14 protein-coding genes are annotated in these 15,642 nt (G+C 71.6%); 7 read left to right on the top strand and 7 right to left on the bottom strand.

Annotated features, from left to right (window positions below):
- Window positions 1-12: 12 nt before the first annotated feature.
- Window positions 13-795 (top strand): enoyl-CoA hydratase/isomerase family protein, encoded by a 783-nt coding sequence (locus tag ACGF2V_RS18400; RefSeq protein WP_362619000.1) that lies wholly within the window; start codon window positions 13-15, stop codon window positions 793-795.
- Window positions 796-918: 123 nt separating this feature from the next.
- On the opposite strand, the gene ACGF2V_RS18395 is transcribed toward ACGF2V_RS18400, so the two are convergent.
- Window positions 919-1,464, bottom strand: coding sequence for a hypothetical protein (locus ACGF2V_RS18395; protein ID WP_362707212.1), 546 nt, complete (start codon window positions 1,462-1,464; stop codon window positions 919-921).
- A gap of 236 nt (window positions 1,465-1,700) precedes the next feature.
- On the opposite strand from ACGF2V_RS18395, the gene ACGF2V_RS18390 reads away from it, so the two are divergent.
- Window positions 1,701-2,465, top strand: a complete 765-nt coding sequence (locus ACGF2V_RS18390) for a hypothetical protein (RefSeq protein ID WP_362707215.1) — start codon at window positions 1,701-1,703, stop codon at window positions 2,463-2,465.
- A 55-nt stretch (window positions 2,466-2,520) separates the two neighbouring features.
- Here ACGF2V_RS18390 and ACGF2V_RS18385 read toward each other — a convergent pair whose 3' ends face one another.
- Both ACGF2V_RS18385 and ACGF2V_RS18380 read right to left on the bottom strand, forming a co-directional pair.
- Complete coding sequence (locus tag ACGF2V_RS18385; protein WP_389044188.1) at window positions 2,521-4,968, bottom strand: serine/threonine-protein kinase; 2,448 nt, start codon at window positions 4,966-4,968, stop codon at window positions 2,521-2,523.
- A gap of 161 nt (window positions 4,969-5,129) precedes the next feature.
- Window positions 5,130-6,092, bottom strand: coding sequence for a VOC family protein (locus ACGF2V_RS18380; protein ID WP_362707218.1), 963 nt, complete (start codon window positions 6,090-6,092; stop codon window positions 5,130-5,132).
- 390 nt (window positions 6,093-6,482) lie between these two features.
- Here ACGF2V_RS18380 and ACGF2V_RS18375 point away from each other — a divergent pair, with 390 nt between their 5' ends.
- Entirely contained in the window at window positions 6,483-7,130 is a 648-nt protein-coding gene (locus ACGF2V_RS18375; protein WP_362618990.1) for a TetR family transcriptional regulator, read from the top strand.
- Window positions 7,131-7,469: 339 nt separating this feature from the next.
- On the opposite strand, the gene ACGF2V_RS18370 is transcribed toward ACGF2V_RS18375, so the two are convergent.
- Both ACGF2V_RS18370 and ACGF2V_RS18365 read right to left on the bottom strand, forming a co-directional pair.
- Complete coding sequence (locus ACGF2V_RS18370) at window positions 7,470-7,985, bottom strand: nitroreductase family deazaflavin-dependent oxidoreductase (protein WP_362618988.1); 516 nt, start codon at window positions 7,983-7,985, stop codon at window positions 7,470-7,472.
- Window positions 7,985-9,379: an acyl-CoA dehydrogenase family protein gene (locus ACGF2V_RS18365; RefSeq protein WP_362707221.1), complete on the bottom strand. Its 1,395-nt coding sequence runs from the start codon at window positions 9,377-9,379 to the stop codon at window positions 7,985-7,987. Before ACGF2V_RS18365 ends, ACGF2V_RS18370 begins: the two co-directional genes overlap by 1 nt.
- A 362-nt stretch (window positions 9,380-9,741) precedes the next feature.
- On the opposite strand from ACGF2V_RS18365, the gene ACGF2V_RS18360 reads away from it, so the two are divergent.
- Entirely contained in the window at window positions 9,742-10,911 is a 1,170-nt protein-coding gene (locus tag ACGF2V_RS18360; RefSeq protein WP_362618983.1) for an acetyl-CoA acetyltransferase, read from the top strand.
- Window positions 10,912-11,126: 215 nt separating this feature from the next.
- Window positions 11,127-11,825: a pyridoxal 5'-phosphate synthase gene (locus ACGF2V_RS18355; RefSeq protein ID WP_392912736.1), complete on the top strand. Its 699-nt coding sequence runs from the start codon at window positions 11,127-11,129 to the stop codon at window positions 11,823-11,825.
- Between the two features lie 75 nt (window positions 11,826-11,900).
- On the opposite strand, the gene ACGF2V_RS18350 is transcribed toward ACGF2V_RS18355, so the two are convergent.
- Window positions 11,901-12,089, bottom strand: a complete 189-nt coding sequence (locus tag ACGF2V_RS18350; RefSeq protein WP_362618981.1) for a ferredoxin — start codon at window positions 12,087-12,089, stop codon at window positions 11,901-11,903.
- A 128-nt stretch (window positions 12,090-12,217) separates the two neighbouring features.
- On the bottom strand, window positions 12,218-13,414 hold the full coding sequence (locus tag ACGF2V_RS18345) for a cytochrome P450 (protein ID WP_362618979.1): 1,197 nt from the start codon (window positions 13,412-13,414) through the stop codon (window positions 12,218-12,220).
- A 339-nt stretch (window positions 13,415-13,753) separates the two neighbouring features.
- Here ACGF2V_RS18345 and htpX point away from each other — a divergent pair, with 339 nt between their 5' ends.
- Together htpX and ACGF2V_RS18335 are read left to right on the top strand one after the other, a co-directional pair.
- Window positions 13,754-14,665: a zinc metalloprotease HtpX gene (htpX, locus tag ACGF2V_RS18340; RefSeq protein ID WP_362618977.1), complete on the top strand. Its 912-nt coding sequence runs from the start codon at window positions 13,754-13,756 to the stop codon at window positions 14,663-14,665.
- 184 nt (window positions 14,666-14,849) lie between these two features.
- The gene (locus ACGF2V_RS18335; RefSeq protein ID WP_362618976.1) at window positions 14,850-15,434 is read left to right on the top strand and encodes a hypothetical protein; all 585 of its coding nucleotides are present in this window, start codon (window positions 14,850-14,852) and stop codon (window positions 15,432-15,434) included.
- The last annotated feature ends 208 nt before the right edge of the window (window positions 15,435-15,642 follow it).

Below are 15,642 nucleotides of genomic sequence, written 5' to 3'. Positions count from 1 at the left end.
GGGAGGGCGGCGATGACCCTGCGGACGGAGACGGACGAGGAGACCGGCGTCGCGCTCGTCACCCTGGACCGGCCGGAGCGCCTGAACGCGATCGACCTGGCGACGGCCGCCGAACTGGCCGCCGCCTGGCGTGCGTTCCGGTACGACGACGGGGTGCGGGCGGTCGTCCTCACCGGTGCGGGCAGCCGGGCGTTCTGCACGGGTATCGACCGGTCGGCGGACGTGCCGCAGCCCTCGTCCCCGTACACCATCGACGATCCCTTGCTCACGATCGGGCCCAAGGCGAACGATCTGTGGAAGCCGGTGATCGCTGCCGTGGAGGGGATGGCCTGCGGCGGGGCGTTCTATCTGCTGGGCGAGGCGGAGTTCGTCGTGGCGTCGCAGGAGGCGACGTTCTTCGACCCGCACACCACCTACGGCATGGTCAGCGCGTACGAGGCGATCGCCATGGCGCAGCGGATGCCGTTCGGGGAGGTGGCCCGGATGTCCCTGATGGGGACGGCGGAACGGGTCACGGCCCGGCGGGCGTACGAGACAGGACTGGTCAGCGAGGTGACGGCGCCGGGCGACGCGGTGGCGGCGGCTCTGAGTGCGGCGGAGGTGATCGCCTCGTACCCGACGGAGGCGGTGCAGGGGACCGTACGGGCGGTGTGGTCCGCGAAGGAGGCGGCCAGGACGCAGGCCATGGCCCACGCCCCGCACCTGATCGCGCTCGGGAATCTGCCGCCGGAACGGCAGTCCGAACTCTTCCGGGGGCGGGGCGGGGGCGGAGGCGGCGGATTCCGGCTGCGGTGAGGCCCGGTGGGCCGGTGGGCCGGTGAGCCGGTGAGCCGGTGAGCCGGTGAGCCGGTGAGCCGGTGAGCCGGTGGGCCGGTGGGCCGGTGGGCCGGTGGGCCGGTGGGCCGGTGGGCCGGTGGCTCAGTAGCTCAGTTCCGCCTCGACGCGGCACTTCTTGACCCGGGAGACCTTGCGCGGGTTGTCCATGCGCACGGACACGGTCCTGGCGTCTCCGCCCTCGGCCTCCACACGTGCCTCACCGGTGTCGACGGTGTTGCCCGACGCGTCGAGGAAGGTCACGTCGACCTCGTAGGTGTGCGAACCGGTGGCGTTCGCCGTGAGCCTGACGGTGGCGGTGGTGACGGCCTTGCGCTTGCCCTTGCGGGGCTGGGCACAACGGAACACGTACGCGTTGGGCGCGTCCGAGGCGGACGGGGTCGGGGCCGTGCCGCCGGAGGAACTGCTCGACGAGCCGTAGTCGTAGTCGTCGTAGTCGTCGTTGTTGCCGCTGCTGTCGTAGTCGTAGTCGCTGTTGCTCTTCTTCGAGCTGGAGCAGCCGCCGCCATCGCTGCTGCTCGAACCCCCGCCCCTGCTCTTGCCGGAGTGGCCTCGGCCGGTCGAGAAACCGGTGAGCGCGAGGACCGCCACGACCAGTACCGCCGATAGTTTGATGTGCCGCCGCATCATCGATGCAGCCCCCCTTGTGTCGTCGTTCGCATGACGTCCGTACGACGTCCGTACGACGTCCGTGTGGCGCCTGTGCGGTTGTCCGTTCCGAGTTGTTGTGCATCGAACAACCGCGTCACGGTAGCGCACAGTGGCAAGGGCCATGGAGCGGGCGTAGCGTCGAGGCCGGGAGTGGTGCCGATCCGTGACACGGGCCCGTGCGGCACGCCGGTCCGTGCGCAGGCAGGAGGCCGACGATGATCCGCAACACCCTCGGTTCGGTTCTCGCCCTCGTCGGTGCGGCTGTCACCGTGCTGAGCCCCTTCCGCCCCTGGTACGACGGACGCCTCGGGCGTCACTACGGGATCGCGGATCCGTTCACCGGGATCACGTCCGCCCGGGCGGACCTGCTGGGTTCGATCCTGCTGTTCTTCCTCTTCACAGCCCTGCTGACGGTGATTGGCGTGGCGCTGCGCTCACGGCCGCTGGTGGCGGTGGCGGGTGTGCTGGTGCTCGGGTTCACCGCGCTGTGGATGGTGCGCCTGGGGCAGGTGCTGGGCAGTCTGGGGGTCGCGAGCAACGGTTCCGGGTTGCGGTGGGGCGTGGCGGGCGCGGCGGCGGGCGGGGGGCTGACCCTGCTGGGTGCGGCCATGATGGCGGGGCGGCGGCGCGGTGGTGGGCGGCGTGACGGCGAGTGGCGGCGCGGTGGGCGTCCCCCCGTGCGCGAGGAGCCTGCCCGGCCGTACGCGGCGCCCGGTCCGGAGCACCCGGACACCTGGCCGCCGACGCAGGAGCCGGGGCCGTCCGTGCAGACGAGCACGCTCCCGGAGCCCGAGCCGGACCCGTACACGGGCCCGGACCCCTACGGGCGGCCGGGGCCATGGCCCGGGCCGGAGGAGGGCCCCGGAAGCACCGGGCCGAAGGAGAGTCCCGAGCACAGGGGTCGGCCGGACCGGGGCCCCGGGCCCACCGGACGGGACGGCGGTCCCGGGCACCCGGGGTCGGGATCCTGGGAGCCGTGACGCGACGCCGCGACGCCGCGAGGCCGTGACGCCGTGAAGCCGGGCACGCTGTGTGCTACGTGTGGGCCCGGTTTCCCGTGCCCGTTCCCTTCAACGCGTCCAGCGCGTACACGCAGCGGTCCTTGCTGCACGCGTACACGACACCGCCGCGCGCCACCGGCGAACCCGTGATCTCGCCGCCCGTCGCCAGTTTCCAGCGCAGCTGACCGCCCGCCGCGTCCAGGGTGTAGAGGACGTGGTCGGCGGAGCCGAAGTGCACCCGGCCGTCGGCGACCACGGGGGCGCCCACCACCTCTCCGCCCGCCGCGAACCGCCACTTCGGGGTGCCGGTGACCGCGTCGAGCGTGTACAGCGCGCTGCCGCTGCCGACATGGACGTTCCCCGCTGTCACCAGGACCGGCTCGGCCGTCTGCCGGGACTCCGTGGCGATCCGCCAGCGGTCCTTGCCGGTCGAGGCGTCGAGCGCGTACACCGTGCCGAGGTAGTCGGCGAGATACACGCCACCACCGGTGACGGCGGGTCCGGGCGCGAACGCGGGCGGGGAGAGGAAGACCGCGGGCGACTCGAAGTGCCAGCGGACGTGACCGGAGACGAGGTCGACGGCCAGCACCCGGGCCCCGGCGCTGATGTACACGAAACCGTCCGACGCCGGAGTCACCCGGACCGGCACACCGCCGCAGGAGGTCGCGTCGCCGATGGGGTACGACCAGCGTTCGATGCCGGTGCGCGCGTCGACGGCGCGCAGTCGGGCGTCCTGCCAGAGGAAGACCGTTCCGTCGTGGAGCGCGGGCCCCGCGTCCTGCGACTCGAAGTCGGTCTGTACGCCGCCGGCCTCCCACAGCTTCTCGCCCGTGGACGCCTCCCACGCCTGGACGCCACCACCCCGGGTGCCGGTGACGACGGTGCCGCTCCCTGCCTTCAGGGAGTACACCCAGGCGTCGGTCTGCAGCCTCCACTGCTCGGCGCCGGTCGTGGCGTCCAGGGCGTACAGCGACGGCCCGTCGGAGGCGTGGATCCGGCCGTCCTCGACGGCCATCGCCCATGCCACGTCCCGGGTCTTGAACTGCCGCCGCCCGTTGCCGATGTCCAGGGCGTGCACCTCGAACGAGGTGACGTAGAGGAGGTCCCCGACGACGACGGGGGTGCCCCAGACGTCGTTGGACATCCGGAACCGCCAGGGCCGCCAGCGCTCGGGGCCCGGGGGCGGCGTGTCGGGGGCGTGCGTCGGCGCGGGAGGCGGGACGGGCGGAGCGCCGCCGTTCACCCCGGCGGCGCCGGTGGCGGCCGCACCGTTCACCCCGGCGGGCGGTCGCACCCAGCCGGTCGCGGGACCGGCGTCCGGGGCGGCCGTGGCAGCGGCCCGCACGTCCTGGGCGCGTGGACCGGGGCCGATCGGCAACTGGGTGCCGGGCAGCCGGACCGGGCCGCCACCGTCGGGCAGGTGCGCCGGGGCCGCGGGGTGCGGACCGACGGCCGGCGGCTGCTGGGGCGGCGGAGGCATCGGGGCCTGAGCGGGCGCGGGTCCCAAGGCGGACGCGGGGGCAGGTGCGGGGCCGGTGCCGGGCCCTGGGGCGGGCGCGGACGCCGGCGCGTGGGAAGCGGGCTTGCGACCGCCCCGGCGCTGTTCGATCAGCGCGGTGGCGGCGGACGGCAGCCAGGCCGAGGCCGTACCGCTGTCGTCACCGCCGGAGGCGAAGAGGTGCGGGGCGAGCTGGGCCTGGAGATCGGCGGGGCTGGGGCGCAGGGCGGCGTCCATCTGCATGCAGGACTCGATCAGCGGACGCAGTTCATCCGGCAGCCCCTCCAGATCGGGGCCCTCGCGCAGCAGCATGAAGACCGTCTCCACGGGGTTGCCCCCATGGAACGGCGCGTGGCCGGTGGCGGCGAAGACCAGTGTCGAGCCGAGCGAGAAGATGTCGCTGGCGCCGGTGACGCTACGCGAGTCCCTGGCCTGCTCGGGCGACATGTACGCGGGGGTGCCGACGGCGACGTTCGTCATGGTCAGCCGGGTGTTGGAGACGCCTGACGCGATCCCGAAGTCGATCACCCGGGGGCCATCCTCGACGACGAGCACGTTCGACGGCTTCATGTCGCGGTGGACGAGCCCGGCGCCGTGGATCGACTGGAGCGCCTCGGCGATCCCGGCGGCCAGCCAGCGCACCGCCTGCACCGGCATGGGCCCGCACTCGTTCACGATCTCTTCCAGCGAGGGCGCGGGCACATAGGCGGTGGCCAGCCACGGCACGGCGGCCCGGGGGTCGGCGTCCACGACCGCGGCCGTGTAGAAGCCGCTGACGGCCCGGGCGGCCTCCACCTCACGCGTGAAGCGGACCCGGAACAGCTGGTCCTCGGCGAGCTCCGTACGCACCGTCTTGATCGCCACCCGCCGGCCCGAAGCCGAGCGGGCGAGATAGACCAGCCCCATGCCGCCGGCCCCGAGCCGTCCCAGCACCTCGAACGGGCCGATCCGCCTCGGGTCGTGCTGCGTCAGCTGCTCCACCACTTGCACTGCCACCTCCCCGTACGGACCTCCAGAAACAGAAGCCCGCGAAAACCCGCCTTGTGCGGCGTCTCACCACTGGGCACCACCCGGCGGTGCGCACCCCGATTGTTCCTGGCCGAGCCCCCGGTTGCGAACCCGGGGGCGGACCGGGGTGTCACAGGTCACTCCGCCCGCTTCCCGGACACAACGGGCTGAAGCACGGCGAAAACGGCGCCCTGGTCGTCCTGGAGCACCGCCATCCGTCCGTACGGGATGTCGAAGGGCGGCGCGGTGATGCGGCCGCCGAGGCGCACGGCGTGCCCCGCGGTGGTGTTGCAGTCCTCCACGGCGAAGTAGATCAGGAAGTAACTGGGCAGTTCGGCGGGGAAGGCGTCGGAGATGACGCTGCGGCCACCGATCGCGGTGTCGGGCCCCGGTTCCGTGCCCTCCGGCGACCACATACGGAAGTCGGCGCCGGAGGCGGTGGATCCGGACTCGGCGGCCGTGGGCCCGGCGCTCTCGGACTCGGTGCTCTCCGACTCGGTGCTTCCCGACTCGGTGCCTTCGAAGCCGCCCGCGTCGGAGGCGTGCGAGGTGCTGGAGGTCCCGGGAACGTCGGGGCCGGGAACGTCGGGGCCGGATGTACTGGTATCGGAGACGTCGAGGTCGGTGCCCTGGAAGCCGAAGACCTCCTCGTAAAAGGCGTCGACCCGGTCCTTCTGCCGGGTGTGGACCTCGGTCCAGCAGAACGAGACGGGTTCGTTCCGCTTCTCGAAGCCCTCGCGTTCACCGGCCTGCCAGAGCCCGAACACCGCCCCACCGGGGTCGGCCGCCTGGGCGACCACCCCCGCACGCCCGACCCACGCGGGATCGGTGATCACCGTGCCGCCCGCCTCCCTGATCCGGGCGACGGACGCGACGATGTCGTCGGTGGCGAAGTAGACACCCCAGGCCGTGGGCATCCGGCCGTCCTGCTTGGCGACGAGCGCGGCGACCAGCCTGCCGCCGCTGAACGCGTCCGCGTACGGACCCTCGCCGGGCCGGAAGGTCCAGCCGAACAGCTCGCCGTAGAAGCGCTTGCCCGCTTCGAGGTCGGGGAGCTGCACATCCACCCAGCACGGCGCGGATCGCGCGAATGCGGCCATGGCCCGGTCCTTCCGTGTTCACGCCGTTGCCCCGACCGTTCCCGACCGTTCCCGACCGCTCTCGGCCATCCCGACCGTTCGCGGCCGCGTTCGGCCCGTCCGCGATGGTTCACGGTTCTCGCCGGTGACGCTCGTCACAGCAAACGTAACCGCGAGTGCCGCGCGCCGCGCCCCGGGTGAGCTCACCGGGATCACCCTTCGAAGGAAGGTTCTATACCTACAGCGTCACGAAAAGTTATCCACCGAAGTTATCCACAGGCTGTTGATAGGACTTATCTCCCCGTGTGGCCCGTCCGTCGCTTTTCGGCCACTCCCCCTGGCGTACCTGCGGTTCTCCCCATTTGCAGTCGGCCGAATCGCGCTCGGATCACCCCTCGGTAAGCTGACGGCATGACAGGACAAGTACGCACCGTCGACGGCCGCGTGGCCGGTCGACGCGGACAGGCGACGCGGCAGAAGCTGCTCGACTGCCTCAGCGAGATGCTCAGTTCCTCGCCGTACCGGGACGTCAAGGTCATCGACGTGGCCCGTAGGGCGGGGACTTCACCCGCGACCTTCTACCAGTACTTCCCCGACGTAGAGGGCGCCGTCCTCGAAATCGCCGAGGAAATGGCCAAAGAGGGCGCCGGATTGACCGAATTGGTCGCCGGCCGCTCCTGGGTTGGCAAGGCCGGCTGGCAGACCGCCGAAGAGCTCGTCGAGGGCTTCCTCGACTTCTGGCGACATCATGACGCGATCCTGCGCGTGGTCGACCTCGGGGCTGCCGAGGGCGACAAGCGTTTCTACAAGATCCGCATGAAGATCCTCAATTCGGTGACCAACTCCCTCACGGAATCGGTGAAGGACCTCCAGGCCCGCGGCAAGGTCGACAAGGACGTCAGCGCCGCCGCGATGGCCGGCTCGCTCGTCGCAATGCTGGCCGCGGTCGCCTCCCACCAGAAGGGCTTCACGACCTGGGGCGTGAAGCAGGCCGAACTCAAGCCGAACCTCGCACTGTTGGTGCATCTGGGCATCACCGGCAAGAAGCCGACGAGGTAGTCCCGCGCCGGGTACCCTCCTCACGTCCCTTACTGGGTACCGCCCGGCAGATCCGGGCGTCCCAGGTCCTGTCTCGCCGACGGCGGACCACACATGTGGTCCGCCGTCGGCGTATCCAGGCTTTCAGTGGCCCGGTTTCAGATGCCCCGGTCCATGCCCCACCTCGTCCTGCCTGGCCCTGCCTGATCCTGCCTGGTCCTGCCTGGCCCTGCCTCGTCCTGCCTTGTCCTGCCTCGTCCTGCCTCGTCGCGCACCATCCTGTCGTACCCGACCGCCCCGCCGGATCGTCTGCCCTGCCGGAACGCCTGCCCCGCCGTAACGCTCCCGCCGATCGCTCTGTCAGCCCCGCGCGTCACCCGACTGTTCCAGTCTGAAGAGCCGGATCTCCCGCTCGATCCGCGCCTGGTAGGACGCGTACGGTGGCCAGAACTTCAGCGCCGCCTGCCACACCGCATCCCGCTCCGCCCCCTTCAACAGCGTGGCGCGTACGGGGATGTCGCTCCCGTTCCAGTTGATGACGGCCTTGTCGGGGCCGGCCAGCAGGTTCGCGGTCCAGGCCGGATGCCCCGGGCGGCCGAAGTTGCTGCCGACCAGGATCCAGCTCCGCGGTGCCCCGCTCCCCGGCACGGCCGCACCGCCCTGCGGCATGCAGGCCAGCGGAGTGGACCTGGGTAGCCCGCTCCTCGCACCCGGCACCGTGAGGATCAGCCCCGGCAGCATCCGGGCGCTGAGCAGCACCTTGCCACGCGTGAGCCGGTGCACCGCCCGGTCCATGGCCGGGATGACATGCGGGGCGACCCTCGCGAAGGCCCGGGTGGCGGAGACCTTCTGGATCAGCCGGACGCCGGTCGCCATCAGACGGCCACCCGCCCGGCCGCCCCCGGCACCGCCCCTTGGGGAGCGGCGGGCGGCGCCACGGCGGGCGGCCGCGCGCTCTCCGAGGATGCGCCCTGCGACAAGGCGCCGTTGGGACGTGCGCCGTCGGAACGTCCGCTGTTGGCATGGGCCTCGTCAGGACGTTCCTTGCCAGGACGTTCCTCGTCAGGACGTGCGCTGCCGGAACGTGCGCCGCCGGGAAGCGCGAACAGACCGGCCAGCTCTGCCGCGTGGTCGCGGAGCCCGTGGACGGGCCCGAAGAGCAGCTCGTCGGCGGCGGCCCGCTTGAAGTACAGATGGGCGTCGTGTTCCCAGGTGAACCCGATCCCGCCGTGCAGCTGCACGGTCTCGGCCGCGGTGGTCCGCAGGGCCTCCAGGGCCTGCGCGAGGGCGAGGCCCCCCGCGGAGGCCGGGTCCCAGGCCGCGTAGTACGCCGCGGAGCGGGCCGCCCGTACCCGTACGTACAGATCCGCGAGACGGTGCTTCACGGCTTGGAAGGAGCCGATCGCCCGGCCGAACTGCTCGCGCGTCCCGACGTACTCGACGGTCCGCTCCAGCGCGCGCGTCGCCGCCCCCACCGCTTCCGCCGCGAGCAGGGCGGCGACCGGGGGCCCGGCCGAGGCGAGGGCTGCGGTCACGTCCTCGGTGTCGTCCGCGCCCAGGAGTTCGGCCCAGGCGTCCCGCAATTCGACGCGGGCGAGCGGACGGGTCTCGTCCAGGGTGGTGCTGCGGACACGGACGACACCGGCCGCCTCGTCCGGGCGGACCAGGAAGAGGAGCGTACGACTGCGCGGGAAGCCTCCTGTGTGGGCGGCGACCACGAGAAGTCCCGCGCTGTGCCCGTCGAGGACCTGAGTGGCCTCGCCGTACAGCCGCCAGCCCGGCCCGTCGGCGGCCGGTACGGCCTGGATGCCGCCCGCCCGGCCGCCACCCGCCCAGGCGCCACCGGCCGGGTCGGCGGTGAGGCCCAGCGCGGCAGGGAGCGAGGGGCCCGGGACGGCAAGCGTGGCGGTCAGCCCGCCCGCGGCGAGGCGCGGCAGCAAGGCGGTGCGCTGGGCCTCGGTGCCGAGTGCGGCGATCAGGGGCGCGGCCAGGGCTGCGGTGGCGATCAGCGGCGACGGGAGCAGGACCCGGCCGGCCTCCTCACAGGCGACGGCGAGGTCGGCGAGGCCGCAGCCGACGCCCCCGTACTCCTCCGGGAGGGCGAGTCCGGGCAGCCCGAGGTCCTGGGCGAGGCGGCGCCACAGGGCCGTGTCGTACCCGTCGGCGGTGCGTACGGCACTTCGGACGCCGTCGGATCCGGCGTACTCGGCGAGCAGTTCCCGCAGGGTGCGGCGGATCGCGTCCTGTTCCGCGGTGAAGGCTGCGTCCATCGTCGGGCTCCTTCCCCTCGGCGGCTCCCGGCCACCGATCTGACGGCCCGTCATGTTAGGGGCCATCCAGCGAGATGCCCAGAGCCGCGCACCCCGGAGGCGACCACACGACCGGCACCACGCGACCGTCCACGCGACGGCCCGCGCGACGGCCCGCGCGACGGACCGCGCGAACCGCACACGGCCGCCCCGCCCGGCCGGTCCGTCCGACGCGCGCACGATCGGCCCACGCGATCGGCCCGTGCCATCGGCCCGTGCCATCGACCCGCGCGATCGACCCGTGCGATCGGCCCACGCGATCGGCCCGCGCGATGACGTACGCGGCGGTCCGCTCGAAGCGGACCTGATGTACCGTCAGATTCATGTCTGCTTCCCACCGCAAGGTCGCCGTCGTCGGCATATCGCTCGCGGACTGCGGACGCGTCGACGACGCCACGCCGTACGCCCTGCACGCCCAGGCCGCCCGTCGAGCGCTGGCCGATTCGGGTCTGGACCGGTCCGTGGTCGACGGTTTCGCCTCCGCCGGGCTCGGCGCGCTCGCCCCGGTCGAGGTCGCCGAGTACCTGGGGCTGAAGCCCAGGTGGGTGGATTCCACCGCGGTCGGCGGCTCGACCTGGGAGGTGATGGCGGCCCACGCGGCGGACGCCATCGCCGCAGGTCACGCCGATTCCGTACTGCTGGTGTACGGGTCGACGGCCCGGGCGGACATCAAGGCGAGGCGCCGGACCTCCAACCTCTCCTTCGGAGCGCGCGGCCCGCTCCAGTTCGAGGTGCCGTACGGGCATTCGCTGATCGCGAAGTACGCGATGGCCGCCCGCCGCCACATGCACGAGTACGGGACGACTCTGGAGCAGCTCGCCGAGGTGGCGGTCCAGGCGCGGGCGAACGCCTCGGCCAACCCGGACGCGATGTTCCGCGACCCGATCACCGTGGACGACGTGCTGTCGGGACCGATGATCGCGGACCCGTTCACCAAGCTGCACTGCTGCATCCGCAGCGACGGCGGATGCGCGGTGCTGCTGGCCGCCGAGGACCACGTACCGGACACGGCGAAGGCCCCTGTGTGGATCCTCGGCACCGGCGAGCACGTCTCGCACTCCGCCATGTCCGAGTGGGACGACTTCACGGTCTCTCCGGCGGCGGTCTCGGGTCGGCTGGCGTTCGAACGCGCGGGGGTGCGGCCGTCGGACATCGATCTCGCGGAGATCTACGACGCGTTCACCTACATGACGCTGGTGACGCTGGAGGACCTGGGGTTCTGCGCGAAGGGTGAGGGTGGCGCGTTCGTGGAGAAGGGCCGGACCGGTCTGACGGGTGAGCTGCCGGTGAACACGGACGGTGGCGGGCTGTCCGCCTGCCACCCCGGGATGCGCGGGCTGTTCCTGCTGGTGGAGGCGGTACGGCAGCTGCGCGGGGAGGCGGGTGCGCGCCAGGTGCGCCGGAGGGGCGGCGGACTGCCGGAGCTGGCGGTGGCGTCGGGGACGGGCGGCTGGTTCTGTTCGTCGGGGACGGTGGTGCTGGGGCGGGGTTGAGGGGCGGGCACGCGAGGAACAGGTGCGGGGCGGCGCCGGTGGCGGTCACGGGGGCTGGTGCACGAGGCCGGGCCACCGGGCCGGGACCGGCAGGATTGGCAGAGCCGACAGGACCTAGGATGGCCGACCAGGCCGACCGGACCGACCAGGCCGACCGGACCACGGACGGAACCGGGAACACGGGACGGGACCGGCCGGGAACATGGCGAGCAGCCATGCGCTGCAATAGGGCCATGAGTGACGTACAGAAGTCCGACGCGCGGCAGAGCTTCCTCGACCTGCTGCACGCCCAACGGGTCTGGGACATCGAGCTTCCGGTCTTCGACCCGCAGGCCGCCCCCGCCGCCCCGCTCCCGCTCTTCCACACGTGGTTCGCCGAGGCCGTGGCGGCCGGGCAGACCGAGCCGCACACGCTGTCACTGGCCACGGCCGACGCCGAGGGCCGGCCCGACGTGCGGACGGTGATGCTGCACGACGCGGACGAGCGCGGCTGGCACTTCGCCACGCACCGCACCAGCGCGAAGGGCCACCAGCTCGCCGCCCGCCCGCACGCCGCGCTCGGCTTCTACTGGCCCGCCCAGGCCCGACAGGTACGGGTACGGGGACCGGTCACCGCCTGCCCGCCCGCCGAGAGCCGGGCCGATCTGCACGCCCGCTCGACCGGGGCACTGGCGTCGGCGCTGGTCGGGCGGCAGAGCGAGGTGCTGGGCTCGTACGACGAACTGAACCGTGCCTCGGACCTGGCCTGGGAGCGGGCGCGGGCGGAACCGGACGCGGAGGTCGCGAGCTGGACGCGGTACATGGTCGAGCCCCGGGAGGTCGAGTTCTTCCAGGGCGACGCCGGACGACGGCACGTGCGGCTGCGCTACGTCAGGCGGGCGGACACCTGGGACCGGGAACTGCTCTGGCCCTGACTGACCACGTACGGCCCGCGCCACGACCACGCGGGAACCCACCGGCGCGCGTCGTACCCGGCGCGCGCGGGGTGGTCAGGTGATGGTGATCGCCTGCACCGGGCAGGCGCGGGCGGCCTCCTTGACCGTTGGCCCTTCGAGGGCGTCCTCGTAGTCGGGCAGCAGTTCGCTGAACCCGTCGTCGTCCTGGGTGAACACTTTTGGTGCATTGAGCGCGCACTGCCCCGCACCGATGCACCGCTCCTTGTCGATACTGATCTGCATCTCGTCAAAGCCTTTCCGATCCGAGCGATCCGAGAGATCCGGCCAATCCAAGCGATCCGAGCAATCCAAGCGATCCGAGCAATCCGAGCAATCCGGCCGGGCCGGCTGCTCCGGCCCCGATCAACGGATCACCACGTCACGGGCAGTTCGAGCAGCCCTTGGATCGTGTCGCCCGGTTTGAACGGGACCTCGTCGGCGGGTACCGCCAGCCTCAGCCCCGGGAGGCGCCGGTACAGCGCGCGCAACGCGATCTCCATTTCGGCCCGTGCCAGGTTCTGCCCCAGGCACTGATGAACCCCGAATCCGAAGGCGAGGTGATTACGCGCGTTCCGGCCGATGTCCAGTTCGTCCGGCGCGGGGTAGACGTTCTCGTCACGGTTGATCACTGAGGTGGACAGGATGATGCCGTCGCCCGCCCTGATGGTCGTACCGCCCACCTCGATGTCCGCCACGGCCACCCGCGCGATCCCGTCGGCAATGGACAGGAAGCGCAGCAGTTCCTCGACCGCGGAGGTCATCAGGTCGTCCGACTCGCGCATCCGGGCCAGTTGGTCGGGGTGCTGGAGAAGGGTGAACGTGCCGAGCGAGATCATGTTGGCAGTCGTCTCGTGACCGGCCACGAGCAGGATCTCGGACAGACGGACCAGTTGTTCGTGGTCCACCGCCCCGGACTCCAACTGCTTCGCGATGAGCTCGTCGAGCAGCCCCTCGCCCGGGGCGGCCCGCTTCTGCTCGATCAGCACACGGAAGTAGTCGTCGAGCGCCTCCCGCGCGGCCTCCACGTCGTTCGCCGTGGGACCGCGCAGCAGCTTGCGCGACTGTCCCTCGAAGAACTCGTGGTCGGAGTAGGGCACGCCGAGGAGCGAGCAGATGACCATCGAGGGCACGGGCAGCGCGAAGGCGCTGATCAGGTCGGTCGGCGGCCCCTGCTCGACCATCTGGTCGAGGAGCCGGTCCACGATCTGCCGGATCTGCGGCCGCAGGGCCTCCGTCCGTTTGACCGTGAAGCTCGGAATCAGCATCCGGCGCTGGACGTTGTGTTCCGGGTCGTCGACGCCGATCAGTTCGACACGGCGCAGGGACGATCTGGCAACCCGTTCGGCGAAGATCGGGAACGAGGGGTTCTCCCGGTCGGACGACAGTCTCGGGTCCACCAGGAGTGAGCGCGCCTCGGCGTGTCCCGTCACCATCCATATCACCCGTCCGTCGAAGAGCCGGACGGGCGATATGGGCCGGTCGCCGCGATGCGCGCCGCGATATGCGGTCGGCGGGTGATAGGGACAGGTGCGGTTCTGCGGGAATGGGATGGTCTCGGCAACTGCCATGACAGACCTCGCAGGGGTGGAGGGAGTCCTACCGGTCTCTGCCCACTAGATGCCGTGGGCATCTAACGGGTCCAGGGGTTGTTCGGCCAAATAACCTCCGGCGGTCCCTCGGGCCCTCCCTGATCCATTTTCTCTCCGTCGGCCACTCTCCCGCCGCCGGAGCGAGCGCGCACGTCGAACTCCCCAGGACCATCCTCCCCACGCCCCCACGCCCCGGCCCCTCCGCCCCACGTCTCCCCTCCCCGGGCGTCGCCCCTCCCCCGCTTCCCGCTCTCGCACTTCCCCGCTTTTCGGGTGAAAGGCGCAAGATGGAAGGCGACAGGGCGACTGGAGGCGACTATGAGCCGGACCCGTTCCCGTTACGCCCCGGACAGTGGGCTGACCACCCGCATGGTCAGCACCATGTTCCTGATCGGACTGCTTTACGTGGTCCTGGTCGGCGTACTGCTCGCCGTGCTGCGCGGCGCCTGGCCGATCATCCTGATCCTGGTCGGCGGCATGTTCATCGCACAGTTCTGGTTCAGTGACCGCATCGCGGCGTTCAGCATGGGTGCCCGCGAGGTGACCCCGGAGGAGGCGCCCGAGCTGCACGGCGCAATCGACCGGATCTGCGCCCTTGCCGACATGCCGAAACCGCGCGTGGCCATCGCGCGGAGCGACGTACCGAACGCCTTCGCGACCGGCCGCAGCGAGAAGACCTCCCTCGTCTGCGCCACCACCGGGCTCCTGCGCAGGCTGGAGCCCCCGGAGCTGGAGGGGGTGCTCGCGCACGAGATGTCGCACGTGGCTCACCGCGATGTGGCCGTGATGACGATCGCCTCGTTCCTCGGCGTGCTGGCCGGCATCATCACCCGCATCGCCCTGTGGGGCGGCCTCTCCCGCAGCAGCCGGAGCAACGACCCCATCGGCATCGTGGTCCTGCTGATCCCGCTGATCAGCGCGGTCGTGTACGTGCTGAGCTTCCTGCTCACCCGCCTGCTCTCGCGCTACCGCGAGCTGTCAGCCGACCGGGCCGCCGCCCTGCTGACCGGTCGCCCCTCGGCTCTCGCCTCCGCCCTGACGAAGGTGAGCGGCCAGATGGCCCGCATCCCGACCGAGGACCTGCGCAAGGCGGAGCCGTACAACGCCTTCTACTTCGTTCCCGCGTTCTCCTCCAAGGAGAGCCTGAGCCGGCTGCTCTCCTCCCACCCGACCCTGGAACAGCGCCTCGACCAGCTGGCCCGCATCTCCGCCGATCTCGCCCGCCCGTGAGCCGGCCTCGCTCCCCTCATGAGCCGACCTCGCTCACCCCATGAGCCGGCCTCGCTCCCCCCGTCAGCCGGCCTCGCTCCCCCCGTGAGCCACTCCCACCTTCGACGACTCACAAGGACCAACACACTCCGTGAGCGACCAGCACACTCCATAAGCAAGGACCAGGACTCCGTAAGGAACACTCATGGGTCTTCTCGACGCCATCCTGGGCCGCAGCAAACCGGTCCGCCCCGACCTCGACCAGCTCTTCGCCGTGCCTTCCGCCGCCCTCACACTCCAGGCGGGAGCCGGCTTCACGCCCACCGGCCTCGGCTCGGTCTGCTTCGCGGGCGTCGAGGGCGGCTCCTTCGCCCGCGTACGGCAGGACGTGCGCGAACTCCTCGACGCCGACACCGACCGCGGCGGTGTCCCGGTGGAGTTCAGCCAGGACACGTACGGCTACACCTGGCTGCTCGCCCGCCAGTCCCCGGACGACGTGGCGGCCCTGGTCAACGATCTGCACGCGGTCAACACCCTGCTCCAGGACGGCGGCTTCGGACCACAGCTGCTCTGCTCGCTGATCGGCTTCCGCGACGACCACGATCGCCCGCTGGCCCTGGTCTACCTGTACAAACGCGGCACGTTCTACCCCTTCGCGCCCGCGCCCGACGGCGTCGAGAAGCGTGACAACCAGCTGGAGCTGCAGATCAGGGCGGTGCTCGGGGACGATCTCCGGATGGAGAAGGACCTGGCGCGGTGGTTCCCGGTGTGGGGGGCGCCGGGGCTGTGAGGCAGCCGCGGGAAGCCGCGGGGAGCTGTGCGGGGTGGCCGCCGGTACGGGCGTGAACGCGACGGGCGCCTCGTGACGCACCCCCCGCCCGCCCGCCCCCGTATCATCACTGACTTGACGCTCTCCCTCCTGAAGGAGGGAGATTCTTACGGCTCGCGCCGTGAGACTTCCTGTTTCATCGCCGACTGCCCGCCCGGAGTTCTCCGTT

Source organism: Streptomyces sp. NPDC047982, from assembly GCF_043204165.1.
In the GTDB taxonomy this organism is placed as follows: Bacteria; Actinomycetota; Actinomycetes; order Streptomycetales; family Streptomycetaceae; genus Streptomyces.
The sequence above is the reverse complement of the archived record's forward strand: the minus strand, read 5'-3'. Positions and strand labels throughout refer to the sequence as shown.

What these genes read in the sequence shown, in the direction of transcription:
- ACGF2V_RS18350 (WP_362618981.1), bottom strand. Translation starts at nt 12,089, where the DNA reads ATGCAGATCAGTATCGACAAGGAGCGGTGCATCGGTGCGGGGCAGTGC.
- ACGF2V_RS18375 (WP_362618990.1), top strand. Translation starts at nt 6,483, where the DNA reads ATGACAGGACAAGTACGCACCGTCGACGGCCGCGTGGCCGGTCGACGC.
- ACGF2V_RS18335 (WP_362618976.1), top strand. Translation starts at nt 14,850, where the DNA reads ATGGGTCTTCTCGACGCCATCCTGGGCCGCAGCAAACCGGTCCGCCCC.
- htpX (WP_362618977.1), top strand. Translation starts at nt 13,754, where the DNA reads ATGAGCCGGACCCGTTCCCGTTACGCCCCGGACAGTGGGCTGACCACC.
- ACGF2V_RS18355 (WP_392912736.1), top strand. Translation starts at nt 11,127, where the DNA reads ATGCGCTGCAATAGGGCCATGAGTGACGTACAGAAGTCCGACGCGCGG.
- ACGF2V_RS18370 (WP_362618988.1), bottom strand. Translation starts at nt 7,985, where the DNA reads ATGGCGACCGGCGTCCGGCTGATCCAGAAGGTCTCCGCCACCCGGGCC.
- ACGF2V_RS18380 (WP_362707218.1), bottom strand. Translation starts at nt 6,092, where the DNA reads ATGGCCGCATTCGCGCGATCCGCGCCGTGCTGGGTGGATGTGCAGCTC.
- ACGF2V_RS18345 (WP_362618979.1), bottom strand. Translation starts at nt 13,414, where the DNA reads ATGGCAGTTGCCGAGACCATCCCATTCCCGCAGAACCGCACCTGTCCC.
- ACGF2V_RS18365 (WP_362707221.1), bottom strand. Translation starts at nt 9,379, where the DNA reads ATGGACGCAGCCTTCACCGCGGAACAGGACGCGATCCGCCGCACCCTG.
- ACGF2V_RS18395 (WP_362707212.1), bottom strand. Translation starts at nt 1,464, where the DNA reads ATGATGCGGCGGCACATCAAACTATCGGCGGTACTGGTCGTGGCGGTC.
- ACGF2V_RS18360 (WP_362618983.1), top strand. Translation starts at nt 9,742, where the DNA reads ATGTCTGCTTCCCACCGCAAGGTCGCCGTCGTCGGCATATCGCTCGCG.
- ACGF2V_RS18390 (WP_362707215.1), top strand. Translation starts at nt 1,701, where the DNA reads ATGATCCGCAACACCCTCGGTTCGGTTCTCGCCCTCGTCGGTGCGGCT.
- ACGF2V_RS18400 (WP_362619000.1), top strand. Translation starts at nt 13, where the DNA reads ATGACCCTGCGGACGGAGACGGACGAGGAGACCGGCGTCGCGCTCGTC.